This is a genomic window from Pseudomonas sp. PDM19, assembly GCF_014852215.1.
Taxonomy (GTDB): Bacteria; Pseudomonadota; Gammaproteobacteria; order Pseudomonadales; family Pseudomonadaceae; genus Pseudomonas.
This window is the reverse complement of the sequence record NZ_JACVBG010000001.1, coordinates 1,282,811-1,306,262: the sequence shown is the minus strand read 5'-3', so window position 1 is coordinate 1,306,262 and position 23,452 is coordinate 1,282,811. Positions and strand designations below refer to the sequence as shown.

Here is a 23,452-nt window from a genome sequence, read left to right as displayed (position 1 = left end):
GTGAACCTGAATGCAATCGCCGTCGGCGACGAACTGCCGAGCTTCACCACCGACCCGGTGAACCGCACCACCCTGGCGCTCTACTGCGGCGCCTCGGGGGACCACAACCCGATCCACGTCGACATCGACTTCGCGAAGAAGGCCGGCATGCCCGACGTGTTCGCCCACGGGATGCTGTCCATGGCCTACCTCGGCCGGCTGCTGACCAACTGGGTGTCGCAGGAGCGCCTGCGCAGCTACTCGGTGCGCTTCGCCGCGATCACCCAGCTGGGCGACGCCATCACCTGCTCCGGCCGCGTGCTGGAGAAGGACGAGGCCGCCGGCACCCTGCGCCTGGAAATCACCACCCGCAACCAGGCGGGTGAAATCAAACTGTCCGGCGAAGCCGTCGTGGCCCTGGACGCCTGAAACAGGAGAACAACAATGAACAACAAACTCGCAGGCCAGGTCGCCATCGTTTCCGGTTCCGGCCGTGGCATCGGTCGCGAAATCGCCCTCAAGCTGCACCGCGACGGCGCCGCCGTGGTGGTCAACGACCTCGACGCCGCCCCGGCAGAGGAAGTGGTCGCGCAGATCGTCGCCGAAGGCGGCCGCGCCGTTGCCTGCGTCGGCAGCGTGACTGAAAAGGACTTTGGCGAGCGCTTCGTGAAGACCGCCCTGGAGTCCTTCGGCGGCCTCGACATCATCGTCAACAACGCCGGCTACACCTGGGACAACGTGATCCAGAAGATGACCGACCAGCAGTGGGACGACATCATGGAAGTCCACGTCTCCGCGCCGTTCCGCATCCTCCGTGCCGCTTCCGGGCACTTCCGCGAAGCTGCCAAGAAGGAAGCCGAGGAAGGCCGCGAGGTGTTCCGCAAGGTGGTCAACATCTCCTCCGTCTCCGGTGTCATGGGCAACCCCGGCCAGGCCAACTACTCGGCCGCCAAGTCCGCGATCAACGGCCTGACCAAGGCCCTGGCCAAGGAGTGGGGCCGCTACAAGGTTTGCGTCAACAGCGTCGCCTTCGGCCTGATCGAAACCCGCCTGACCTCCGCCGCAGCGGGCGAGGGCGCCACCATCAACGTCGGCGGCCGCGAGCTGAAGGTCGGCATCAGCGAGCAGATGGCGAAGAACGCCGCCGCGCTGATCCCCATGGGCCGCGCCGGCACTCCGGAAGAGGCCGCCGGTGGTGTCTACCTGTTCTGCATCCCGGAGTCGAACTACGTCTCCGGCCAGGTGCTGATTGTCGGCGGCGGTCGTCCCTGACCGTCCCTTTGCCGGCCGCCCCGTGCGGCCGGCCTTCTTATCCGAATCGTTTCCCGAATCGCTTGCCGAGGAGCCGCCATGAGCGCCACTCAATCGCCGTGGATCACCGACGACCTGGTGATCTTCCAGGACTCCATCCGCCGCTTCATCGCCAACGAACTGGTGCCCCATGAAGAGCGCTGGTGGAAGCAGCAGTACATCGACCGCGACATGTGGCGCAAGGCCGGCGAGTTCGGCATGTTGCTGCCGAGCATCCCCGAACAGTACGGCGGCGGTGGCGGCACCTTCGCCCACGACGCCATCGTCACCCTGGAACAGAGCCGGGCGATGTGCTCGAGCCTGGGCACCAACGTGCACAGCGGCATCGTCGCGCACTACCTGCTGCGCTACGCCAGCGAAGAGCAGAAGCTCGACTGGCTGCCGAAGATGGCCCGTGGCGAGATGGTGGGCGCCATCGCCATGTCCGAGCCGGGCGCCGGTTCCGACCTGCAGGCGATCAAGACCCGCGCCGTGCGTGACGGCGACGAGTACGTGATCAACGGCTCGAAGACCTTCATCACCAACGGCTATCACGCCGACCTCATCCTGGTGGTGGCCAAGACCGACCCGGAGAAAGGCGCCAAGGGCACCTCCATCGTGGTGGTCGAAACCAGGGACCTGCCCGGCTTCCGCCGTGGCCGCATCCTCGAGAAGATCGGCCAGAAGGGCCAGGACACCACCGAACTGTTCTTCGACGACGTGCGCGTGCCGGCCAGCAACCTGCTGGGCCCGGAGGAGGGCAAGGGCTTCATCCAGCTGATGCAGCAGCTGCCCCAGGAACGCATGATCATCGCCCTCGGCGCGCTGGCGACCATGGAGCGCGCGGTGGCCGAGACGGTGGAGTACGTGCGCAGCCGCAAGGTGTTCGGCCAGACCCTGCTGGACCTGCAGAACACTCGTTTCAAGCTCGCCGAGTGCCAGAGCACTGCCGTCATTGCCCGCGCCTTCGTCGACGACTGCATGGTCAAGGTGCTCAAGGGCGAGCTGTCCGGCGAGACCGCAGCCATCGCCAAGTGGTGGAGCACCGAGCAGAACTGCAAGGTGATCGACGAGTGCCTGCAGCTGCACGGCGGCTACGGCTACATGCTCGAGTACCCCATCGCGCGGATGTACGCCAACGCCCGGGTGGGCCGCATCTTCGGCGGCTCCAACGAAATCATGAAGGAAATCATCGCCCGCACCCTGTGATGCGGGTGGGCCGGGCCGCCACGTGCGGTCCGGTCATTCCCGCCGGGATGCCCGCCGCGAGGTACGCATGTCGAGCATCGAACTCTCCATCGAAGACGGACTGGCGCGCCTGACGCTGGCTAGTCCGGAACGCCGGAACGCATTGACCACGGCGATGGTCGCCGAGCTGATCGACGCGCTCACCGCCCTGCGCCGCAACCCTGAAGTGCGCGCGCTGCTGTTATCCGGCGCTGGCGGGGCTTTCTGCTCCGGCGGCGACGTCAGCAGCATGGGCGGTACGCCCGAAGCCGGCGCGGTGCGCATGCGCATGGCCGAGACCAACCGCCTGCTCGCCGCCCTGGCCGACTTCGACCGCCCGGTCGTTGCGCTGGTGGACGGCGTGGCCTATGGCGCCGGTTTCAGCCTCGCGCTGGCTGCTGACTTCGTCATCGCCAGCGAGCGTGCCCGCTTCTGCATGGCCTTCGCCCGCATCGGCCTGGTGCCGGACCTGGCCGCCTCCTGGCTGCTGCCGCGCCTGGTGGGCATGCAGCGCGCCCGCGAGATCATCTATTCCGCCCGCGAGATCGGCGCCGCCGAAGCCGTGCAACTGGGCATCGCCCTGGAACGGCATGAAGGCGAGCGCGCCATCGAACGCGCCGGGGAACTGGCTCGAGCGCTGGCAGAGATGTCGCCCCCGGCCTTCGCCATGAGCAAGCGCCTGCTGGCCCGCAGCTTCGAGAACGACCTGGCCGCCCAGCTCGACGCCGAAGCTGCCGCCCAGGCCGTGGCGCTCACATCCGGCTACGTGAAGGAAGCCTCCGCGCGCTTCCTGCGCAAGGAAGCCCCGCAATACCAGTGGCCGTCGCGCCGCGACGACTGAACGACAACAACAACGAGGCTCAGACCCGCCATGACCCAGACCAGCCCCGGCGCTGCCATCCGCGCCGTGCTCGACCGCCAGCGCGCCGCGCACCTGTCCAGTGAACCGCTGAGCGCCGAGCGGCGCATCGAGCTGATCGACCGCGCCATCGGCCTGCTGGTCGATCACCAGCAGGCAATCGTCGAAGCGGTGCGCGCCGATTTCGGCCAGCGCAGCGATGACTTCTCCCGCGTGGTGGAAGTGCTGTCGCCACTGATGAGCCTGAAGCAGACCAAGGCCCAGCTGCTCGGCTGGATGCAGCCCGAGCCGCGCCACTGCGAGCGCGGCGAAGCCTGGGTGGAGTACCAGCCGCTGGGCGTGGTGGGCATCGTCACGCCGTGGAACTTCCCGGTGAACATGGTCTTCACCGGCCTTGCCGGAGTCCTGGCCGCCGGCAACCGGGCGATCATCAAGCCCTCGGAATTCACCCCGCACAGCTCGGCACTGATTGCCCGGATGATCGCCTCGGTGTTCGCCGAGGAGGAAGTCGCGGTGATCACCGGCGGGCCGGAAGTCGGCCAGGCGTTCTGCGCCCAGCCCTTCGACCACCTGCTGTTCACCGGCGCCACCAGCATCGGCCGCCAGGTGATGCGCGCCGCCGCCGAGAACCTGGTGCCGGTGACCCTGGAGCTGGGCGGCAAGTCGCCGACCATCATTTCCCGGTCGGCCGACTTCCAGGCCGCGGTGCAGAAGATCATCGCCGGCAAGCTGCACAACGCCGGGCAGATCTGCCTGGCGCCGGACTACGTGTTCGTCCCCGAGGAGTCGCTGGACGACTTCATCGCCAGCGCCCGTGAAGTGATCGCGCGCATCTACCCGAGCCTGCGCGACAACCCCGACTACACCTCGGTGATCAACGTCCGCCACCAGCAGCGCCTGCAGGGCTACCTGGACGAAGCCCGCGAGGCGGGCGTAGAGCTGATCGAGCTGAACCCGGCCGGCGAGGGCTTCGCTGCGCAAACCGGGCACAAGCTGGCGCCAACCCTGCTGCGCAACCCCGGCGACGAGCTGAAGGTGATGCAGGACGAAATCTTCGGCCCGCTGCTGCCGATCAAGCCGTACAAGACCATCGCCGAGGTGATCGACTACATCAACGCCCACCCGCGTCCGCTGGGCCTGTACTACTTCGGCGTCGACGCCGACGAGCAGGCGCTGGTGCTGCGCCGCACCACTTCCGGGGGGGTGACCATCAACGACGTGATCAAGCACGTTGGCGTCGAGAGCCTGCCGTTCGGCGGTGTAGGTCCTTCGGGTATGGGCTCGTACCACGGCCGCGACGGCTTCCGCGCCTTCAGCCACGCCAAGGCGGTGTTCAAGCCGGCCGACGGCCCGGACCTGATGCGCCCGCCTTACGTCGAGCCGCTGCGTCAGGCCGTCACCGCCATGATCTGTCGCTGAGGAATCGCCATGAAAGCTGCTGTACTGCGCCAACCGGGCACGCCACTGTCCATCGAGGAAGTTGCCATCGGCAAGCCCGGCCCGCGCGAAGTGCTGATCCGCACCCGCGCCGTGGGCCTTTGCCATTCCGACCTGCATTTCATCGAAGGCGCCTACCCCTGGCCGATGCCGGTGATCCTCGGCCACGAGGCCGCCGGCGTCGTCGAGCAGGTCGGCTCGGAGGTCCGTTCGGTGAAACCGGGCGACCACGTCGTCACCTGCCTGTCGGCCTTCTGCGGGCACTGCCCGCATTGCGTTTCGGGGCACCTGTCGCTGTGCGTGTCGCCGGAAACCAAGCGCGGCAAGAACGATGAGCCGCGCCTGAGCGAAGTCACCAGCCTCAAGCCGGTGAACCAGTTCATGAACCTCTCGGCCTTCGCCGAGCAGATGCTGGTGCACGAGAACGCCTGCGTCGCCATCCGCCGCGACATGCCGCTGGACCGTGCCGCCGTGCTCGGTTGCGCGGTAATCACCGGCACCGGCGCGGTGTTCAACACCGCCCAGGTGCGGCCGGGCGAGACCGTGGCGGTGATCGGCTGTGGCGGCATCGGCCTGTCCACCGTCAATGGCGCGGCGCTGGCCGGGGCCGGGCGGATCATCGCGATCGACCGGCTCGAGTCGAAACTCGAGCTGGCGAAGACCTTTGGCGCCACCGACGTGATCAACGCCGCCGACGGCGACGCCGTGCAGCAGGTGCTGGAACTGACCCGTGGCGGCGTGCAGCACGCCTTCGAATGCATCGGCCTGAAACAGACCGCCGAGCAGGCCTTCGCCATGCTCGCGCGTGGTGGCAGCGCCACGGTCATCGGCATGATCAAGCCCGGCGTGAAGCTGGAGCTGAGCGGCCTGGACTTCCTTGCCGAGCGGCGCATCCAGGGCTCGTTCATGGGCTCCAACCGCTTCCCGGTGGACCTGCCGCGGCTGGTGGACTTCTACCTGCAGGGCCGGCTGAAGCTGGACGAGCTGATCTCCCAGCGCATCGGCCTCGAGCAGATCAACCAGGGCTTCGACGAGCTGCGCCGGGGCGAACTGGCACGCTCGGTCATCGTCTTCGACCAGTGAAACGCGGAGAACCCCCATGAAGACACGCATTACCGAACTGCTCGGCATCCGCTACCCGATCATCCAGGGCGGCATGATGTGGGTCGGTCGCGCCGAGATGGCCGCCGCCGTTTCCAACGCCGGCGGGCTGGGCATCCTCACCGCGCTGACGCAGCCGACCCCGGAGGCGCTGGGTGAGGAAATCGAGCGCTGCCGGACCCTCACCGACAAGCCTTTCGGCGTGAATCTGACGCTGCTGCCGTCGATCAATCCGCCGCCGTACGAGCGCTACCTGGACGTGATCATCGCGAGCGGCGTGAAGGTGCTGGAGACCGCCGGCAACAATCCCGGCGAATTCATCGCCCGCGCCAAGGCCGCCGGCATGACGGTGATCCACAAGTGCGTGGCCGTGCGCCATGCGCTGAAGGCGCAGAGCCTGGGGGTGGACGCGGTGTCCATCGACGGTTTCGAGTGTGCCGGGCATCCGGGCGAGGACGATGTTTCCGGCCTGGTGCTGATCCCGCTGGCGGCACGCCGCCTGCAGGTGCCAGTGATTGCTTCCGGCGGCATCGCCGATGGTGAAGGTATGGCTGCCGCCCTGGCCCTGGGCGCCGAAGGGGTGAACATGGGCACGCGTTTCTGCGCCACCCAGGAGGCGCCGATCCACGAGAACATCAAGCGCGCGCTGGTGGGCGCCACCGAGCGCGACACCCGGTTGATCTTGCGCACCCTGCACAACACCGCGCGGGTACTGCGCAACCCGATCTCCGAGGAAGTGGTCAGCATCGAGAAGCGCGGCAATGCGCAATTCGAGGACATCCGCCACCTGGTGGCCGGTGCCCGCGGCCGCGCGGCGCTGGAGAGCGGCGAGGCGGACGACGGCATCGTCACCGCCGGGCAGTGCGTCGGCCTGATCGACGACATCCCCAGCTGCGCCGAGCTGCTGCAGCGCATGGTCCGTGACTGCCGGGCCAGCCTCCAGCGAGCCCAGCGTTACGCGGGGAGCGAAGCATGAGCGCCAGTGATTTCATCGAAGAGGAGGGCGCCGTGCCCGCCGGCTTCCAGCCCATGTCGCGGCCGGGCTTCGTCAACAACTGCGGTGGCGTGTACGTGAACCTCGAACGCCGCGTGGTGGCGGCGCGAGTCCTCGAGGAGCACCTGAACCCGCTGGGGATTGCCCACGGCGGTTTCCTCGCGACCCTGGTCGATACCGGCTTCGGCACGGCAATCAAGCTCACCGCCGGCAGCGAACTGCCCCCGGCCACCATCAACCTCGACATGGACTACCTGAGCCCGGCGCTGCCGGGGCGCTGGATCGAAGTCCATGTGCAGATCCACAAGCTCGGCCGCAGCATCTGCGTGGCCAGTTGCGACCTGCTTGACGGCGACAAACTGCTGGCGCGCGGCAAGGGCACTTTCATCAACAACACGCGCAGCCTGCACGGCCGGGCGCAATGAACCAGGAGCCAGCCATGGCCGAGAATCCCCCAGCCGCCGCGCCCGTCGGACCGGAAGCGCAGTACCAGCGGTTCCTCCAGCAGGGCCGTTTCATGATCCAGCGCAGCGCTTCCACTGGTCGCCATGTGTTCTACCCACGCGTGGCCGCCCCCCGGCAGCGGCGAGACCGACCTGGAATGGGTCGAGGCTGCCGGCACCGGGCGCATCTACGCCATCACCGTTAACCGCTCGCGCAATGCCAGCCACAACGTGGCGCTGATCGATCTCGACGAAGGCGTGCGCCTGATGTCGCGCATCGAAGGCCGGGAAACCGCGCCCATCGGCAGCCGCGTCAAGGCGCGGGTGATCGAGGAAGACGGGCAGGCGCTCGTGGTGTTCGACGTGATCGAAGAGGTGCAGGCATGAATTCGTCCCTTCGCGGCAAGACCGCCATCGTCGGCATCGGCAGCGCCGGAATCGGCGAAGCCCACGGCTTCAGCGCCATGGAACTGCTCGGCCAGGCTTCGCTGAAAGCTATCGCCGATGCCGGGCTGAAACTCTCCGACGTCGATGCGGTGTTCTCCGCCACCAGCTCCCATGCGTTCCCGACGCTGTCGGTATGCGAGTATCTGGGCATCAAGCCCAGGTTCGTTGACGGCACCAACGTCGGCGGTTCCAGCTTCGAATGGCACCTGCTGCAGGCCACCCTGGCGCTGCAGGCCGGGCTGTGCGACGTGGCGTTGATCTGCTATGGCTCCAACCAGCGCACCGCCGGCGGCAAGCTGGTGTCGATGAGCGAGCCGCAGTGGCACGAGACGGCCTACAAGCCGCGCCACCCGATCACCTCCTATGCGCTGGCGGCCAGCCGGCACATGCACCAGTACGGCACCACCCGCGAGCAGCTGGCGGAAGTGGCGCTGGCCGCACGCGGCTGGGCCAACCTCAACCCGGAGGCCTTTGCCCGCGGCCCGCTGAGCATGGACGACGTGCTGGGCGCACGGATGGTCAGCGACCCGCTGAGCGCCGCCGACTGCTGCCTGGTGACCGATGGCGCCGGCGCCTGCGTGATGGTCCGTGCGGACTGTGCCCGCGACCTGCCGAACAAGCCCGCGTACTTCCTCGGCGCCGGCGGCGCGCAATGGCACCGTTCGGTAGTGTGCATGCCGGACCTGACTGTCACCGCCGCCTCGGAAAGCGGCCCGCGCGCCATGCAGATGGCCGGCGTGAGCCACGCTGACGTCGACCTGGTGATGCTCTACGACGCCTTCACCATCAACACCATCCTGTTCCTCGAAGACCTCGGCTTCTGCCCGAAGGGCGAGGGCGGGCGGTTCGTCCAGGGCGGGCGTATCGCTCCCGGCGGCGAGCTGGCGGTGAACACCAATGGTGGTGGGCTGTCGTGCGTGCATCCGGGGATGTACGGGATGTTCCTGATCCTTGAAGCAGTGACGCAGATACGCGGCCAGGCCGGCGCGCGGCAATTGAAGAAGGCCGATATCGCGCTGCTGCATGGCAACGGCGGGACGCTGTCGAGCCAGGTCACGGCGTTCCTGGGGAGTGAATCGGCGCTTTGATCTAGCGCCGTACCTGTAGGAGCGAAAGCCCGCCGGCCCCGCCGCGCGGGCTTTCTGCTTTCCCGGCGCCCGAAATAAATCCCGCCCGAAATTGGTCCGAACGAACTACAGCCAGCCCCGCGCCACGTCCCGATACTCGACGGCGAAACCCCTGCCGTGAAAGCGGCCCACAAGAACAACAGGTCTGAGGAATACCTCGATGGATATCCACTACACGCCCGAAGAGCTGGCCTTCCGCGAGGAAGTGCGGGCCTTCCTGCGCGACAAGCTGCCGGCCGAGCTGGCCGCCAAGGTCAAGCTCGGCAAGCGCCTCTCCAAGGAAGACAACGTCTTCTGGATGCGCACCCTGAACGATCGCGGCTGGCACGCCTCCCTCTGGCCGGTGGAACACGGTGGCACCGGCTGGAGCGTGGTGCAGAAGTACATCTTCGAGGAAGAGTGCGCGATCTTCGGCGCGCCGCGCGTGCTGCCGTTCGGAGCGGTCATGGTCGGCCCGGTGATCATCAACTTCGGCACCGAGGCGCAGAAGGCCTACTTCCTGCCGCGCATCCTCGACATGACCGACTGGTGGGCCCAGGGTTATTCCGAACCGGGCTCCGGCTCCGACCTGGCCAGCCTGAAGACCCGCGCCGTGCGCGAAGGCGAGCACTACATCGTCAACGGCCAGAAGACCTGGACCACCATGGGCCAGCACGCCGACTGGATTTTCTGCCTGGTGCGCACCGACCCGCAGGCCAAGGCCCAGCGCGGCATCAGCTTCCTGCTGATCGACATGAAGTCCCCCGGCATCACCGTGCGTCCGATCATCACCCTGGACGGCGAGCACGAGGTCAACGAGGTCTTCTTCGACAACGTGAAGGTGCCGGTGGCCAACCTGGTGGGCCAGGAGAACGACGGCTGGACCTGCGCCAAGTACCTGCTCACCCACGAGCGTACCGGGCTTGCCGGCATCGGCTTCTCCAAGCAGTTGCTGCGCCAGCTCAAGGGCATCGCGGCGCGCGAGCGCAAAGGCGGGAAACCGCTGATCGACGATCCGCTGTTCCGGGCGCAGATTGCCGATCTGGAAATGCAGCTGATGGCGGCAGAAATGAGCAACCTGCGCATCCTCGCCGCCGCCCGCGAAGGCGGCGGCAGCGGCGCGGAAAGCTCGATCCTCAAGGTGCGCGGCACCGAGATCCGCCAGGCGATCACCCATCTGCTGCGCAAGGCCGTCGGCCCCTACGCGCTGCCGTTCCTCGAAGAGGAAATGGGAGCCTGCTCCGGCGACCTGCTGCACACCGACTACAGCGCCACCGCCGCCAGCCAGTACTTCATCATGCGCAAGCTCTCGATCTACGGCGGCTCCAACGAAATCCAGAAGAACATCGTTTCCAAAGTGAACCTCGGACTCTGAGAGGCAGCCGACCATGGACTTCAAACTCACTGAAGAGCAGCAGATGCTGCAAGACACGGCGGCGCGTCTGGTACGTGACGCCTACGGATTCGAACAGCGCGAGGCTTATCGCCGTAGCGAGCTGGGCTACAGCGCCGACTTCTGGCACCAGCTCGGCGAGCTGGGCCTGACCGGCGTGTCCCTGCCCGAAGCCTACGGCGGCTTCGGCGGCGGCGTGGACAGCATGCTGGTGCACACCGAACTGGGCCGTGGCCTGTGCCTGGAGCCTTACCTGCAGTCGGTGGTATTCGCCGGCGGCCTGCTGGCCCAACTGGGCAGCGACGCGCAGAAGGACCAGCTTCTGACCCGCGTCGCCAGTGGCGAGCTGCAACTGGCGGTGGCCTTCGAGGAACCGCAAAGCCATTACGAACTGAACAGCGTGGCCACCCGCGCCGAACCGGTGAACGGTGGCTGGCGTCTGAGCGGGCGCAAGGTCGCGGTGATCGGCGGGCACAGCGCCGGGCTGATCCTGGTCTCGGCTCGCGTGGCCGGCGGCGAGCAGGACGAGCAGGGCATCAGCCTGTTCTTCCTCGACCCGAACGAGGCGGGCGTGAAGCGCCGCGTCTACCCGACCGCCAACGGCCTCAAGGCCTGCGAGCTGTACCTGGACGGTGCCTTTGTCGCCAGCGAGCACGTGCTGGGCGAACCCGGCGAAGCCTTCGATGCGCTGCGCTACCAGCAGGGTCGCGCCATCGCCGCGCAGTGCGCCGAGGCGGTCGGCGCCATGGAAGCCACCTGCGAGCTGACCCTGGACTACCTGAAGACCCGCAAGCAGTTCGGCGTCGCCATCGGCTCCTTCCAGGTGCTGCAGCACCGCATGGTGGACATGCGCGCCGAACTGGACCAGGCCAGCAGCATGGCGATCCTCGCCGCCTGCGTCGCCGACCAGCCCGACAGCGCCGAGCGCAGCCGCGCCCTGGCTGCCGCCAAGTACATCACGGTCCGCGCCGGCCGCCTGATCTCCGAGCAGTGCATCCAGCTGCACGGCGGCATCGGCCTCACCGACGAATACCTGGGCTCGCACTACGCCAAGCACCTGGTGATGATCAGCCACCAGTTTGGCGACGACGACCATCACCTGCAGGCGTTCAGCCAGATGATGGACGTGGCCTAGTACGTAGGGCGAATAACGCGCCAGCGTTATCCGCCGCTGCCCCGAATGACGGCGGATAACTGCAAGCGGTTATGCGCCCTACGTTCTGCTTTCCTACAGGCCCCTGGCGTCTCTCAGGTGTAGCCCAGTCCCAGAGTCACCCCTTGTTCCGGGCCGCAAGGCCCGGTTTTTTTCCAGGAGTCCCCGATGAAAGTCCTCGTAGCCGTCAAGCGCGTGGTCGATTACAACGTCAAGGTCCGCGTCAAGGCGGACCACTCCGGCGTCGATCTGGCCAACGTCAAGATGTCCATGAACCCCTTCTGCGAAATCGCCGTGGAAGAGGCCGTACGCCTGAAAGAGAAAGGCGTCGCCAGCGAGATCGTGGTGGTCTCGGTCGGCCCCAGTGGCGCGCAGGAGCAACTGCGTACCGCATTGGCGCTGGGCGCAGACCGCGCGGTGCTGGTCGAGAGCAATGACGAACTGAACTCGCTGGCTGTCGCCAAGGCCCTGAAAGCCCTTGTCGACAAGGAGCAGCCGCAGCTGGTCATCCTCGGCAAGCAGGCCATCGACAGCGACAACAACCAGACCGGCCAGATGCTGGCTGCGCTGACCGGCTACGCCCAGGGCACCTTCGCCTCCAAGGTCGAAGTCGCTGGCGACAAGGTCAACGTCACCCGTGAAATCGACGGCGGCCTGCAGACCGTTGCCCTGAACCTGCCGGCAATCGTCACCACCGACCTGCGCCTGAACGAGCCGCGCTACGCGTCGCTGCCCAACATCATGAAGGCGAAGAAGAAGCCGCTGGAAACCCTCACTCCTGATGCGCTGGGCGTCTCCACGGCCTCCACCGTGAAAACCCTCAAGGTCGAAGCGCCCGCCGCGCGCAGTGCCGGCATCAAGGTGAAATCGGTGGCCGAACTGGTCGAGAAACTGAAGAACGAAGCGAAGGTGATCTGATGGCGGTCCTGGTTATTGCAGAACATTCCAATGGCGCGCTGGGCTCGGCGACGCTGAACACTGTCGCCGCTGCGCAGAAGATTGGTGGCGACATCGCTGTGCTGGTCGCTGGCCAGAATGTCGCTGGCGCGGCCGAAGCCGCTGCCAGGATCGCCGGTGTTGCCAAGGTGCTGGTCGCCGACAACGCTGCCTACGCTCACCAGCTGCCGGAGAACGTCGCTCCGCTGATCGCTGAGCTCGGCAAGGGTTACAGCCACGTGCTGGCCGCCGCCACCACCAACGGCAAGAACTTCCTGCCGCGCGTCGCCGCTCTGCTGGACGTCGACCAGATCTCCGAGATCATCGAAGTGGTCAGCGCCGACACCTTCAAGCGTCCGATCTATGCCGGTAACGCCATCGCTACCGTGCAATCCTCGGCCGCCGTCAAGGTCATCACCGTGCGTGGCACCGGCTTCGACGCCGTTGCTGCCGAAGGTGGCTCCGCCGCTGTTGAAGCCGTTTCCGGCCCGGCTGACGCTGGCAAGTCCGCCTTCGTGGGCGAAGAGCTGGCCAAGTCCGACCGTCCGGAACTGACCGCTGCCAGGATCGTCGTTTCCGGCGGCCGTGGCATGGGCAATGGCGACAACTTCAGCATCCTCTACTCCCTGGCTGACAAGCTGGGCGCTGCCGTCGGCGCTTCCCGCGCTGCCGTTGACGCCGGCTTCGTGCCGAACGACATGCAGGTCGGCCAGACCGGCAAGATCGTCGCTCCGCAGCTGTACGTGGCCGTCGGTATCTCCGGCGCCATCCAGCACCTGGCGGGCATGAAGGACTCGAAAGTGATCGTTGCGATCAACAAGGACGAAGAGGCGCCGATCTTCCAGGTTGCCGACTACGGCCTGGTGGGGGACTTGTTCGAAGCGGTGCCGGAGCTGCAAGGCGCGCTGTGAGCCGCGGCCGGCGTGCCCGACAAAAGAAATCCGGGTCGCCACGCGTATGGCCGAAAGTGATCTAGCTTGAATGGAGGGGAGCCGGCGTCGGTGCCGGCTCCGCGAGCAGATCGGCGCCGCGTCCGTGTGCGCCGCACGTCCCTCACCCCAGGTGACGAAACGCCATGGACTCCCCGAAGAAAGCCTCCAGCAAGAAAGCCGGTGCCCCCGAATCTGCCGTGCAGTTCCGCTCCCGCGAGGAGCGCCTGGACGTCGGCCGGCGCCTGCGGCAGAAGATTCCCCGCGAAAGCCATGGCAAATGGAAGTCGCCCGGGCGACAGCGCGATGTCATCGCCATCCTGGAAAAGTCCAACCGCGACCGCCTCAAGGACCTGGTGCCGATCCGCTACGGGCGCATGTTGCGCAGCCCGTTCACCTTCCTGCGGGGTTCGGCTGCACTGATGGCCCATGATCTCGCCGGGCTTCCGCATATCGGCGTGAAGGTGCAGGCGTGCGGCGACTGCCATCTGCTCAACTTCGGGTTTTTCGCGACCCCCGAGCGCAACCTGGTCTTCGATCTCAACGACTTCGACGAAACCCTGCCTGCGCCCTGGGAATGGGACATCAAGCGCCTGGCGGTGAGTTTCGCGGTGGCTGCCCGCAGTAGTAGCATCGCCGATGCTCGCGCCCGCGAAATTGCCATGACCTGCGTGCGGGCCTACCGCGAGAACCTGCGCTCCTATTCGCGCATGAGCCCGCTGGAGGTCTGGTACTCCCGCCTGGATACCCAGGCCCTGCTGGACATGGCGCCCGATGCCAAGGCGCGCAAGTTTCGCCAGCAGCTGTTCGACCGAGCCCGCGAACGGGTGGTGGAAAGCGCCTTCCCGAAGATCGCCGAGCAGGTGGCCGGCCAGCCGCGCATCATCGACCAGCCGCCGATCATCTACCACGTCGCCGAAGCGGACTTCATGCAGCGCGTACTGAGCAGCCTGGCGGACTACCGCGGCAGCCTGTCGGACGATCGCCGGGTGCTGTTCGAGCGTTACCGCCTGGTCGACGCGGCAGTGAAGGTGGTCGGCATCGGCAGCGTCGGCACACGCTGCTTCATCGCGCTGCTGTTTTCCGAGGAGAACCACCCGCTGATCCTGCAGTTCAAGGAGTCCTGCCGCTCGGTACTCGAGCCTTACGCTGGCAAGTGCCAGTACCGCCACCAGGGGCAGCGTGTGGTGATGGGCCAGCGCCTGATGCAGTCCTCCAGCGATATCTTCCTTGGCTGGATGCGCAGCCCGGCCGGGCGCGACTACTTCGTCCGACAGCTGCGCGACATGAAACTGTCGGTGCCGGTGGAACGCATCAGTGCCGTGCAACTGGAGCGCTACGCCGATATCTGTGGGCTGACCCTGGCCCGCGCTCACGCCAAGTCCGGCGACGCCGCGAGCATCAGCGGCTACCTGGGCAAGGGCGACACCTTCGACAAGGCCATAGGCGACTTCGCCTTGCTCTATGCCGACCAGACCGAACGCGACCACGACGCGCTGGTCAAGGCCGCGCGCAGCGGGCGAGTAAAGGTGTTGATGGAGGAAGAGTAGGGCGTCCTGCGAGCCGTTTCGCGTCAGCAGGAATTCAATCTGCGCAGCGGCGGCGCCTGCGAGGGACTGCTCCTGTCTTCTGATCACTTCTCCTGCAAAAGAGCATGCAAATGGAAGCATCCGGCAAGAAGATGACCCTGACCGGGCTCACCACCCTGGTCGCGGTCAACATGATGGGGTCGGGCATCATCATGCTGCCCACCAGCATGGCGCAGCTGGGGGCGATCTCCCTGCTGTCCTGGATCATCACCGCCATCGGCTCGATGGCCATCGCCTACTGCTTCGCCCAGTGTGGCATCTACTGCACCCGCTCGGGCGGCATGTCGGCGTATACCGAGGAAGCCCACGGCAAGTCGGCGTTCTTCCTCTGCTCCTACCTGTATTTCCTGTCGCTGGCCATCGGCAACGTGGCTATCGCCATCTCCGCAGTGGGCTACCTGACACCCTTCATTCCCTGGCTGGGAACCGGCGCCATGCCGCTGTTCATCGGTAGCGTGGCGCTGATCTGGCTGACCACCCTGGCCAACTTCGGTGGCCCCAAGGTGACCGGGCAGATCGGCTCCATCACGGTCTGGGGGGTGATCATCCCGGTGGCGGGCCTGTCGATCATCGGCTGGTTCTGGTTCGACAGGCAGGTGTTCGACGCTGCCTGGAATCCGAACAACATCGCCATGGGCGACGCCATCACCCAGAGCATTCCGCTGACCCTCTGGGCCTTCCTCGGCATGGAGTCGGCGGCGCAGAACTCCGACGCCGTGGAGAACCCCAAGCGCAACGTGCCGCTGGCCTGCCTGCTGGGCACCCTGGGTGCGGCGGTGGTCTACGTGCTGTCGACGACGGTGATCATGGGCATAGTGCCGAACCCGGAGTTGGCCAATTCCAGCGCGCCGTTCGCCTTCGTCTATGCGCGGATGTTCAATCCGGTGGTGGGCAACATCATCATGGCGCTGGCGGTGATGGCCTGCGTCGGCTCGCTGCTGGGCTGGCAGTTCACCCTGGCACAGACGGCCAAGGTCACCGCCGACCAGCACATGTTCCCCCGCCTGTTCAGCAAGGTGACGCTGCTCGGCGCACCGATCCTCGGGCTGGTGGCCAACGCCGCGCTGCAGAGCGCCATGGCGGTGTCGACCATCTCGCCCAACGCCTCGGAGCAGTTCGGCAAGCTGGTCAGCCTGGCCGCGGTGACCAACATCGTGCCGTACATCACCGCGCTGTCGGCGCTGCTGGTGATCATGCAGAAGGCCGGAGTGACCGGCTTCCCGCACCACCGCAACGTGGCGGCGTTGCTGATCGCCATGGTGTACAGCTTCTACGCGCTGTACGCCTCGGGGATGGAAGCGGTGTTCGGCGGCATGCTGGTCACGGCGGTGGGCTACCTGATGTTCGGCTACATTGCCGACCGCTTCATCGATCCGCAGGCGAAGCTCAACGTGGAGGCCCGGCCATGAACCGCTGGCTCCCCCGCGCCATCCTCCTGCTGGCTGCCGCGTTGCCGCTGGTGGCTCCGGCCCAGACCCTGGAACGCATCCGCAGCAGCCATACCCTGACCCTGGGCTACCTGCCGGAGCGCCCGCCGTTCTCCGCCAGCGAAGGCGAGGGCGCCGTCGGCTACGGCATCGACCTGTGCCAGAAGGTCGCCGACCAGTTGCGGACCCAGCCGGGTCTGGCGCAACTGCAGGTGCGCTTCGTCGCGCTGAGCGCCGACAAGGCGCTGGAAACGGTGGGCGCAGGAGGCGTCGACCTGCTCTGCAGCCCGATGGTGGAAACCTTGAAGCTGCGCCAGGACCTCGATTTCACCCTTCCCGTGTATACCGCCGGGCTGGGCGTGGTGGTCCGCAAGGATGCGCCGTTCTTCCTGGTGCGCTCGCTCAACGGCGAGGTGGACCAGAGCGGCCCGACCTGGCGTGCCACGCTGAACCGCGGTCTGGCGGCCTACACCTTCGCGGTGCCCGGCAATACCAGGGTGGAAACCTGGGTGCGCGAACGCCTGCGCCTGCTCAAGGTTCTGGTCACCGTGCAGGCCGTAGCCGGCCCCACGGAGGGAGTCGAAGCAGTCGCGGGCGGCAAGGTCGATGCCTTCTTCTACGACCAGATGACCCTGCGCAGTCTGGTGGAGCACAGCGCTGGCAGGGCCAACCTGATGGTGCTCAGCCGGCGCTTCGAGTTTGCCCCGGTTGCATTGGCGATGCCGCGCGGCGACGAGGACTTCCGCCTGCAGGTGGATACCGCGCTGAGCGAGCTGTATCGCTCTGACGATTTCGTGCCGCTGTACAGCAAGTACTTCGGCGCACCAAGCGAGCTGGACCAGAGCCTGTTCAAGGTCTATTCGCGGCCGTAGGCCGGGCCGGATTGCAGGCGGGCACTTCGTTGCCCGCTTGCGTTTCAGGGTTGCGCAAGCAGATGGGCGTTGGTGTCGATCAGCGTCTGCGCGACCTCCACCAGGCCATTGATGGCGAACTGCACGCCCATGCACACCAGCAGGAAGCCCATCAGTCGCGAGATGGCGTCGATGCCGGACTTGCCGGTGGCCTTCATGATCAGGTCCGAGGCGCGCAGGCAGCCCCAGAGAATCAGCCCGGTGCAGAGGAAGATCAGCGGTGGCGCGACCAGGATCACCCAGTTCGGGAAGCTGGTGCTGTGCTTGATGCTGGCCGCGGAGCTGATGATCATCGCGATGGTGCCGGGCCCGGCGGTGCTGGGCATGGCCAGCGGGATGAAGGCGAAACTGGTGCGTTCGGGCAGGTCCTCGCGAGAGTCAGGGGAGGGCATGGGCGCGGGGAACAGCATGCGTCCGCCGATGATGCAGAGGATGCCGCCGCCGGCGACGCGCAGGCCCGGAATCGAGATGCTGAACACTCCCATGATGAACTCGCCGATGTAGTAGGTCAGCGTCATGATGATGAACACGTAGCAGGCGGTCAGCAGCGCCTGCTGGTTCTTCTCTTCGCGGCTGAAACCCTGGGACAGCGCAAGGAACAGCGCGACCGTGGTCGGCGGGTTGATCAGCGGCAACAGGGCCAGCAGCCCGAGTAGGATGGCGTCGAACAAGCTGCTCATGAGCGGGCGTTTCTCCAGTGACGGACGGCTGGGGGAAGTTTAGGTGCGAATCCGCCGGCGGCGCGGAAACTATCGTGACCGGCTCGACGCTGGCAGTACGGCCGCTGATCTACGCTGTAGACGATAAGGTTGGCGCTTCGCTGGGCCTTTTGTCGTCTTCGCCAGGAGCCACTTCCCCGATGTCCGAAACCCCGTCGCAATCCCGATCCGGCTTCGACTGGCAGCGCTGGCTGCCCGGCCTCGTCACCCTGCGCAACTACCAGGTGAGCTGGTTGCCCAGGGACCTGGCCGCCGGGCTGGTGCTGACCACCATGCTGGTGCCGGTGGGGATTGCCTATGCCGAGGCTTCCGGCGTGCCCGGTATCTACGGGCTGTACGCGACCATCATCCCGCTGCTGGCCTACGCGCTGTTCGGGCCGAGCCGGATCCTCGTGCTCGGCCCCGATTCGGCGCTGGCCGCGCCGATCCTCGCGGTGGTGGTGCAGTACGCGGCGAGCGACCCGCAGCGGGCCATTGCCATCGCCAGCCTGATGGCGCTGGTGTCCGGTGCGGTTTGCATGATCGCCGGCCTGCTGCGCCTGGGCTTCATCACCGAACTGCTGTCCAAGCCGATCCGCTATGGCTACATGAACGGCATCGCACTCACGGTGCTGATCAGCCAGTTGCCCAAGCTGTTCGGCCTGAAGGTCGACAGCGAAGGACCGCTGCGGGATATCTGGCAACTGGGCCAGGCACTGATGGAGGGACGCGCCAACTGGACGAGCTTCGCGGTGGGCGCCGGCAGTCTGGTGCTGATCCTGCTGCTCAAGCCCTACAAGCGTATTCCGGGCATCCTTATCGCGGTCATCCTGGCGACCCTGGCGGTCAGCCTGTTCGACCTCGGCAACCAGGGTGTCAAGGTGTTGGGGCAGCTGCCGCAAGGGCTGCCGTCGTTTGCCTTCCCCTGGGTGACCGATATCGACCTGGTGGAAGTGGTGCTGGGCGGCGTCGCCGTGGCCCTGGTTTCCTTCGCGGATACCAGCGTGCTGTCGCGCACCTACGCCGCACGACTGAAAAGCCCGGTGAACCCCAACCAGGAGATGTTCGGCCTGGGCGTGGCGAATGTCGCCTCAGGGCTGTTCCAGGGCATCCCCATCAGCAGCAGTTCCTCGCGTACCCCGGTGGCCGAAGCTGCGGGGTCGAAAACCCAGCTCACCGGCATCATCGGCGCGCTGGCGGTGACCTTGCTGTTGCTGGTGGCACCGAACCTGATGGAGCACCTGCCCAACAGCGCGCTGGCCGCGGTGGTGATCGCTGCTGCGCTGGGCCTGTTCGAGTTCGCCGACCTGAAACGCATCTACCGCATGCAGCCCTGGGAGTTCTGGCTGTCGATCAGTTGCTTCGTCGGCGTGGCGGTGTTCGGCGCCATACCCGGCATCTGCATCGCCGTGGTGATCTCGGTGATCGAATTCCTCTGGGACGGCTGGCGGCCGCACCATGCGGTGCTCGGCCGGGTCGATGGAGTGCGCGGCTATCACGACGTAACGCGTTACCCGAATTCCCGGCGCATACCCGGACTGGTGCTGCTGCGCTGGGATGCGCCGCTGTTCTTCGCCAACGCCGAGCAGTTCCAGAATCAGGTGCTGGCGGCGCTGGACGAGTCACCGACGCCGGTACAGCGGCTGGTGATCGCCGCGAGCCCGGTGACCAGTATCGACGTGACGTCTGCCGATATGCTCGCCGAACTGGACAAGGTGCTGGAGCAGCGGGGCGTCGAGCTGCAGTTCGCCGAGATGAAGGACCCGGTGAAGGACAAGATGAAACAGTTCGAGCTGTTCGAGGGCCTGGGCGAATCGGCGTTTCACCCGACGCTGGGCGCCGCCGTGGATGCCTACCTGGCCGATTCCGGCGTGGACTGGAAGCCCTAGGCCGCGCGGGCCCGCGCGCGGCGGCCATCGATCCAGATGAGCATGCCGCTGGCGTAGAGCGACACCGCGAGGAACAGCGCCATGCGGATCGCGAAGGCGCGGTAGACGTCCTGGCCGCCGGCGCTGTCCGCCACCGACTGGCCAAGCAGGATCAGCATGGTGGTCAGGCAGCTGACCCAGTACGCCGGGCTCTTGCGCGTGGCCACGGCGGCGTACAGCCGACGGCCTTGCCAGAGGGTGAACAGCAGCACCCAGAGGAAGAACGTCCACAGGTGCACGAACAGGCTCAGGGCGCCCCACACCATAATCGCCAGCACGCCGGCCAGCAGGGTGGAGCCGATCAGCTCGCGGCTGGCGTGGCGCGCGCGGGTTTCCCCCGCCTGCTGGCCGAGGCTCACCGACTTCATGATCAGCGGCATGAAACGGTCCGGCGCGATGATCGCCAGGAGGAAGGCGGGCATCACGATCAGCGTGGCGCGCAGGGCGATCCAGCCGGCTTCCTGCTCATTGGGCAGGGGCGGGGCTGGGGGCGAGGGCGCATCCGCGGGCTCCGGGAACAGGGCGTGGGCCACGGCGGTGCTCAGCACGGCCAGCAGCATGCCCTTGGCCAGCGCCTCGACCACCGATAACGCCAGGGTGAAATCGCTGGTGCCGGCGGCGGCGATCATGGTCAGGCCGATCACCAGCAGGTTCGCCAGCAGGCCGTTGCCACCGCGTAGCGCATAGCGGAACACGCAGTACAGGCCGACGCCGACCAACAGCACGCCGCTGAGGGGCGCGTGGCGCAGCAGCGGGATCAGCAGCAGGCCGATGCCGCAGCTGAGCATTACCAGCACCGCCAGGGCCGGAGCCGCCTTGAGCGGCAGGGCCTGGGCGCGCATCGCCAGCAGGAGCACGGCAAGCACGGGGGCGAGGAACGGGATCGGCATGCCGATTCCGTAGCTGGCCGCCAGGCACAGCGCCGTGCCCCAGGCCAGCCGGAGCGCACGTTGGCGACGCAGTTCAATAGGCATACGACAGCCAGCTCATCAGCCACATGAACACGCGGCCGAGCAGGTTCAGCGGATTGCCTTCGCTGGGCAGCGCCATGACTTCGGCCTGACCGCCCACGCGCAGGCCGGCCGGGCTCTCCAGCTGGTCGCGGTCCAGCTCGACTATCACCGGGAACCGCTGCGCCGAGCGCAGCCATTCGCGGCTGTTCTGCACCGTCGGCAGCGAGCCCGGCGGCGTGCCCTGGCCGACGCTGACGCCGTAGCCGATGCTGCGGACACGCCCGGTGAGCAGCTCGCCCGGCAGCGAGTCGAGCACCACCAGCACCGGGGTGCCGTTGCGCAGGTGGCCGAGATTGTTCTCGGTCATGTCGGCGCTGATCCACAGGTCGTGGATGGCGATCAGGGTCATCACCGGGCTGCCGGGGCCGACATAGTGGCCGACGTCGGTGCGCAGGTCGGTGATCAGTCCGTCGGAGTCGGCGCGCACCGTGGTGCGGGCAAGATCGAGGCGGGCCTTGGCGACGTTGGCCGTGGCGCTGCGCAACTGGGCGTTGTCTTCATCGTGGCCGCCTTGCTGTTCGCGGGCGCGCTCGACTTCGGCTCGGGCCGCCGCGACCTGGCTGGCCGCCTGTTCGCGGGTTGCCTGCGCGCTTTCCAGACGGCGCACGGAAACCGTGCCGGGGTCTTCCTGGTAGAGCCGCTGCAGGCGCTCGGCATCCTGCCGGGCCTTGCGCTCATTGGCCTGGGCGGCGGCGAGCGAAGCCTGGGCGGAGTCGATACCGGCGGTGCTCGCGCCGATCTGCCGGCGCACCGTGTCCAGGTCCGCCTCGGCGCGCTGCAGGGCGATGCGGTACTGCTCCTGGTCCAGTTCGAAGAGCACGTCACCCTTGCGCACTTCCTGGTTATTGCCCACGGCCACGCGCTTCACCGGGCCGGCCACCTCGGCGCTCACCGCGACCACGTAGGCCTGCAGCCGCGCCTGCTGGGTATAAGGCGTGAAGCGATCGGCGAGCAGGTACCAGACCAGGCTGACGACGATCAGCAGCAACACCAGGCGCATGCCGCGATCCGGCGCGGATTTGCCGGGGGCGGGAGGCGAGGGCGGTGCCGGCGGGGTAGCGGGGGTGTCGCTCATTTCGGGCTTCCTTGATCCTTGGCGGCTGGAGAGGGCTCATCGAGCAGGTCACCCCAGTCGGTGCGTTGCTGCATCTGTTGCCGGGTAGCGGAATCGATGGGCGCGCGCTGGCTGTCCCAGCCGCCGCCGAGCGCCTTGTACAGCGCCACCAGACTGCTGACGGCGTTGCCGCGGCTGACCAGGTAGCCGTCCTGCTGTTGCAGCAGCAGTTGCTGGGCATCGAGCACGCGCTGGAAGTCGGCGAAACCTTCGCGGTACTGCGAGCTGGCGAGGCTCAGCGAGCGTTGCGCCGCCTGCGAGGCCTGTTCGCGGATGCCGGCGCTCTGCAGCGAGCGCACCAGGCCACTGGCAGCGTCGTCGGCTTCGCGCGCGGCGTTGCGCACATCCTGCTGGTACAGCTCGATCAGTTGCTGCAGGCGCGCATCTTCCACGCGTACGGCGTTCTTGCGCCGGCCGTAGTCGAAGGGGTTCCAGATCAGGCTCGGGCCGGCGGCGAGGTTGAAGCTGTCGGGCAGGTTGCTGGCCGAGACGAAGCTCCAGCCGAGGCTGCCGATCAGGCTCAGCGACGGGTACAGGTCGGCCTCGGCGACGCCCACCAGCGCCGACTGCGCGGCCACCGCCTGTTCGGCGGCGCGGATGTCCGGGCGGCGCTGCAACAGGCTGGCCGGCACATCCTGGAGAATCGCCCCGTTGGGCATCGGCAACTGGCCGTGGCGCGCGAGCAGCTCCGGCATCTCGCCCGGCGGGCGGCCGAGGAGGGCGCAGAGGATGTTGCGCAGAGCGTTCACCTGGTTCTCGAATTCGGGGATGGTCGCTTTGGTCGCCAGGTACTGGGTACGCGCCTGCTGCCAGTCCAGCTCGTCGTTTTCTCCGTGGCGGAACAGCCGCTCGGTGATTTCCAGGCTGCGCTCCTGGCGCCTGGCGTTCTCGCGGGCGATATCCAGGCGCGCCTCGGCGGTGCGCAGGCCAAAGTAGGTGTCGGCGACCTGCGCGCGCAGCAGCACCATGGCGTCGGCGTAGTTGGCCTGGGAGGCGAAATACACCGCGTCAGCCGATTCGATGGCGCGGCTGAAGCGGCCCCAGAAATCGATCTCCCAGCCGATGTCGAAACCCACGCTGGATTGCCAGAACACCGAGTCCCGTGCGCTCGGCGCGCCGTGCTGGTTCTGCTTGAGGTAGAGGCTGTCGGCGCTGATCTGCTGCAACTGCGGATAGCGTCCGGTCTCGGCGATGGCCAGTTGTGCGCGCGCCTCGGCGATGCGCAGGCCGGCCACGCGCAGGCTGGTGTTGTGCGCGTCGGCCTCGGCGATCAGGGCATCCAGGGTCGGGTCGGCGAAGACCGTCCACCAGCGGCTGAAATCCGGCGCAGCCGCACGCTGGCCGGCCTGCTCCAGCAGCGGCGTGTTCCAGCCGTTCAGCCACGGCTGCTCTGGCTTCTGGTAGTCCGGGCCGACCTGGGTGCAGCCGCCCAGCAGGGCGGCGATGATCAGGATGCCGCGTGTGACGCGCTCTGCCAT

At 67.0% G+C, this 23,452-nt stretch carries 21 protein-coding genes and 1 pseudogene; 18 read left to right on the top strand and 4 right to left on the bottom strand.

From position 1 onward, the window contains the following. The 17 genes and pseudogenes from IB273_RS05640 (at position 1) to IB273_RS05560 (ending at position 17,182) form a co-directional block, all read left to right on the top strand. Complete coding sequence (locus IB273_RS05640; protein WP_192223486.1) at positions 1–408, top strand: MaoC family dehydratase; 408 nt, start codon at positions 1–3, stop codon at positions 406–408. A gap of 15 nt (positions 409–423) precedes the next feature. Then, entirely contained in the window at positions 424–1,251 is an 828-nt protein-coding gene (locus tag IB273_RS05635; RefSeq protein WP_151187172.1) for an SDR family NAD(P)-dependent oxidoreductase, read from the top strand. A 78-nt stretch (positions 1,252–1,329) separates the two neighbouring features. Further along, the gene (locus IB273_RS05630) at positions 1,330–2,478 is read left to right on the top strand and encodes an acyl-CoA dehydrogenase family protein (RefSeq protein ID WP_081520365.1); all 1,149 of its coding nucleotides are present in this window, start codon (positions 1,330–1,332) and stop codon (positions 2,476–2,478) included. A gap of 67 nt (positions 2,479–2,545) precedes the next feature. Further along, positions 2,546–3,337, top strand: a complete 792-nt coding sequence (locus IB273_RS05625; RefSeq protein WP_192223485.1) for an enoyl-CoA hydratase/isomerase family protein — start codon at positions 2,546–2,548, stop codon at positions 3,335–3,337. Between the two features lie 30 nt (positions 3,338–3,367). Beyond that, complete coding sequence (locus IB273_RS05620) at positions 3,368–4,774, top strand: coniferyl aldehyde dehydrogenase (RefSeq protein WP_192223484.1); 1,407 nt, start codon at positions 3,368–3,370, stop codon at positions 4,772–4,774. A 9-nt stretch (positions 4,775–4,783) separates the two neighbouring features. After that, positions 4,784–5,875, top strand: coding sequence for a Zn-dependent alcohol dehydrogenase (locus IB273_RS05615; protein WP_192223483.1), 1,092 nt, complete (start codon positions 4,784–4,786; stop codon positions 5,873–5,875). A gap of 16 nt (positions 5,876–5,891) precedes the next feature. Then, complete coding sequence (locus IB273_RS05610; protein ID WP_192223482.1) at positions 5,892–6,869, top strand: NAD(P)H-dependent flavin oxidoreductase; 978 nt, start codon at positions 5,892–5,894, stop codon at positions 6,867–6,869. Then, positions 6,866–7,312, top strand: coding sequence for a PaaI family thioesterase (locus tag IB273_RS05605; RefSeq protein WP_081520360.1), 447 nt, complete (start codon positions 6,866–6,868; stop codon positions 7,310–7,312). The genes IB273_RS05610 and IB273_RS05605 overlap by 4 nt, the downstream gene beginning before the upstream one ends. A 14-nt stretch (positions 7,313–7,326) precedes the next feature. Further along, positions 7,327–7,717, top strand: a pseudogene (locus IB273_RS05600) (Zn-ribbon domain-containing OB-fold protein). Then, positions 7,714–8,865: a thiolase gene (locus IB273_RS05595; RefSeq protein WP_192223481.1), complete on the top strand. Its 1,152-nt coding sequence runs from the start codon at positions 7,714–7,716 to the stop codon at positions 8,863–8,865. The pseudogene IB273_RS05600 and the gene IB273_RS05595 overlap by 4 nt, the downstream one beginning before the upstream one ends. 199 nt (positions 8,866–9,064) lie before the next feature. Beyond that, the gene (locus tag IB273_RS05590; RefSeq protein ID WP_192223480.1) at positions 9,065–10,258 is read left to right on the top strand and encodes an acyl-CoA dehydrogenase family protein; all 1,194 of its coding nucleotides are present in this window, start codon (positions 9,065–9,067) and stop codon (positions 10,256–10,258) included. A 13-nt stretch (positions 10,259–10,271) separates the two neighbouring features. After that, positions 10,272–11,411, top strand: coding sequence for an acyl-CoA dehydrogenase family protein (locus IB273_RS05585; RefSeq protein WP_192223479.1), 1,140 nt, complete (start codon positions 10,272–10,274; stop codon positions 11,409–11,411). A 186-nt stretch (positions 11,412–11,597) separates the two neighbouring features. Beyond that, positions 11,598–12,347, top strand: coding sequence for an electron transfer flavoprotein subunit beta/FixA family protein (locus IB273_RS05580; protein WP_192223478.1), 750 nt, complete (start codon positions 11,598–11,600; stop codon positions 12,345–12,347). Continuing rightward, the gene (locus IB273_RS05575) at positions 12,347–13,276 is read left to right on the top strand and encodes an electron transfer flavoprotein subunit alpha/FixB family protein (protein ID WP_192223477.1); all 930 of its coding nucleotides are present in this window, start codon (positions 12,347–12,349) and stop codon (positions 13,274–13,276) included. The genes IB273_RS05580 and IB273_RS05575 overlap by 1 nt, the downstream gene beginning before the upstream one ends. A gap of 164 nt (positions 13,277–13,440) precedes the next feature. Beyond that, the gene (locus tag IB273_RS05570) at positions 13,441–14,844 is read left to right on the top strand and encodes a DUF2252 domain-containing protein (protein WP_192223476.1); all 1,404 of its coding nucleotides are present in this window, start codon (positions 13,441–13,443) and stop codon (positions 14,842–14,844) included. A gap of 110 nt (positions 14,845–14,954) precedes the next feature. Next, entirely contained in the window at positions 14,955–16,292 is a 1,338-nt protein-coding gene (potE, locus tag IB273_RS05565) for a putrescine-ornithine antiporter (protein ID WP_192223475.1), read from the top strand. Further along, complete coding sequence (locus IB273_RS05560; RefSeq protein WP_192223474.1) at positions 16,289–17,182, top strand: amino acid ABC transporter substrate-binding protein; 894 nt, start codon at positions 16,289–16,291, stop codon at positions 17,180–17,182. Before potE ends, IB273_RS05560 begins: the two co-directional genes overlap by 4 nt. A gap of 44 nt (positions 17,183–17,226) precedes the next feature. Here IB273_RS05560 and IB273_RS05555 read toward each other — a convergent pair whose 3' ends face one another. Further along, positions 17,227–17,901, bottom strand: a complete 675-nt coding sequence (locus IB273_RS05555) for a MarC family NAAT transporter (RefSeq protein WP_192210616.1) — start codon at positions 17,899–17,901, stop codon at positions 17,227–17,229. 179 nt (positions 17,902–18,080) lie between these two features. On the opposite strand from IB273_RS05555, the gene IB273_RS05550 reads away from it, so the two are divergent. Next, positions 18,081–19,808, top strand: coding sequence for a SulP family inorganic anion transporter (locus tag IB273_RS05550; protein ID WP_192223473.1), 1,728 nt, complete (start codon positions 18,081–18,083; stop codon positions 19,806–19,808). Here IB273_RS05550 and IB273_RS05545 read toward each other — a convergent pair. From IB273_RS05545 to IB273_RS05535, 3 genes are read right to left on the bottom strand one after another with little or no spacing between them, the layout of a single operon-like run. Then, on the bottom strand, positions 19,805–20,821 hold the full coding sequence (locus IB273_RS05545; RefSeq protein ID WP_192223472.1) for a DUF2955 domain-containing protein: 1,017 nt from the start codon (positions 20,819–20,821) through the stop codon (positions 19,805–19,807). The genes IB273_RS05550 and IB273_RS05545 overlap by 4 nt on opposite strands. Beyond that, entirely contained in the window at positions 20,811–21,935 is a 1,125-nt protein-coding gene (locus tag IB273_RS05540; protein ID WP_192223471.1) for an HlyD family secretion protein, read from the bottom strand. Before IB273_RS05540 ends, IB273_RS05545 begins: the two co-directional genes overlap by 11 nt. Continuing rightward, entirely contained in the window at positions 21,932–23,452 is a 1,521-nt protein-coding gene (locus IB273_RS05535; RefSeq protein WP_192223470.1) for an efflux transporter outer membrane subunit, read from the bottom strand. The genes IB273_RS05540 and IB273_RS05535 overlap by 4 nt, the downstream gene beginning before the upstream one ends.

Bases quoted from the DNA above. Each gene is read 5' to 3' on its own strand.
- IB273_RS05605 (WP_081520360.1), top strand. From the start codon at position 6,866: ATGAGCGCCAGTGATTTCATCGAAGAGGAGGGCGCCGTGCCCGCCGGC.
- IB273_RS05545 (WP_192223472.1), bottom strand. From the start codon at position 20,821: ATGCCTATTGAACTGCGTCGCCAACGTGCGCTCCGGCTGGCCTGGGGC.
- IB273_RS05610 (WP_192223482.1), top strand. From the start codon at position 5,892: ATGAAGACACGCATTACCGAACTGCTCGGCATCCGCTACCCGATCATC.
- IB273_RS05550 (WP_192223473.1), top strand. From the start codon at position 18,081: ATGTCCGAAACCCCGTCGCAATCCCGATCCGGCTTCGACTGGCAGCGC.
- IB273_RS05615 (WP_192223483.1), top strand. From the start codon at position 4,784: ATGAAAGCTGCTGTACTGCGCCAACCGGGCACGCCACTGTCCATCGAG.
- IB273_RS05630 (WP_081520365.1), top strand. From the start codon at position 1,330: ATGAGCGCCACTCAATCGCCGTGGATCACCGACGACCTGGTGATCTTC.
- IB273_RS05620 (WP_192223484.1), top strand. From the start codon at position 3,368: ATGACCCAGACCAGCCCCGGCGCTGCCATCCGCGCCGTGCTCGACCGC.
- IB273_RS05595 (WP_192223481.1), top strand. From the start codon at position 7,714: ATGAATTCGTCCCTTCGCGGCAAGACCGCCATCGTCGGCATCGGCAGC.
- IB273_RS05570 (WP_192223476.1), top strand. From the start codon at position 13,441: ATGGACTCCCCGAAGAAAGCCTCCAGCAAGAAAGCCGGTGCCCCCGAA.
- IB273_RS05580 (WP_192223478.1), top strand. From the start codon at position 11,598: ATGAAAGTCCTCGTAGCCGTCAAGCGCGTGGTCGATTACAACGTCAAG.
- IB273_RS05535 (WP_192223470.1), bottom strand. From the start codon at position 23,452: ATGGCAGAGCGCGTCACACGCGGCATCCTGATCATCGCCGCCCTGCTG.
- IB273_RS05575 (WP_192223477.1), top strand. From the start codon at position 12,347: ATGGCGGTCCTGGTTATTGCAGAACATTCCAATGGCGCGCTGGGCTCG.
- potE (WP_192223475.1), top strand. From the start codon at position 14,955: ATGGAAGCATCCGGCAAGAAGATGACCCTGACCGGGCTCACCACCCTG.
- IB273_RS05590 (WP_192223480.1), top strand. From the start codon at position 9,065: ATGGATATCCACTACACGCCCGAAGAGCTGGCCTTCCGCGAGGAAGTG.
- IB273_RS05625 (WP_192223485.1), top strand. From the start codon at position 2,546: ATGTCGAGCATCGAACTCTCCATCGAAGACGGACTGGCGCGCCTGACG.
- IB273_RS05585 (WP_192223479.1), top strand. From the start codon at position 10,272: ATGGACTTCAAACTCACTGAAGAGCAGCAGATGCTGCAAGACACGGCG.
- IB273_RS05560 (WP_192223474.1), top strand. From the start codon at position 16,289: ATGAACCGCTGGCTCCCCCGCGCCATCCTCCTGCTGGCTGCCGCGTTG.
- IB273_RS05540 (WP_192223471.1), bottom strand. From the start codon at position 21,935: ATGAGCGACACCCCCGCTACCCCGCCGGCACCGCCCTCGCCTCCCGCC.
- IB273_RS05635 (WP_151187172.1), top strand. From the start codon at position 424: ATGAACAACAAACTCGCAGGCCAGGTCGCCATCGTTTCCGGTTCCGGC.
- IB273_RS05555 (WP_192210616.1), bottom strand. From the start codon at position 17,901: ATGAGCAGCTTGTTCGACGCCATCCTACTCGGGCTGCTGGCCCTGTTG.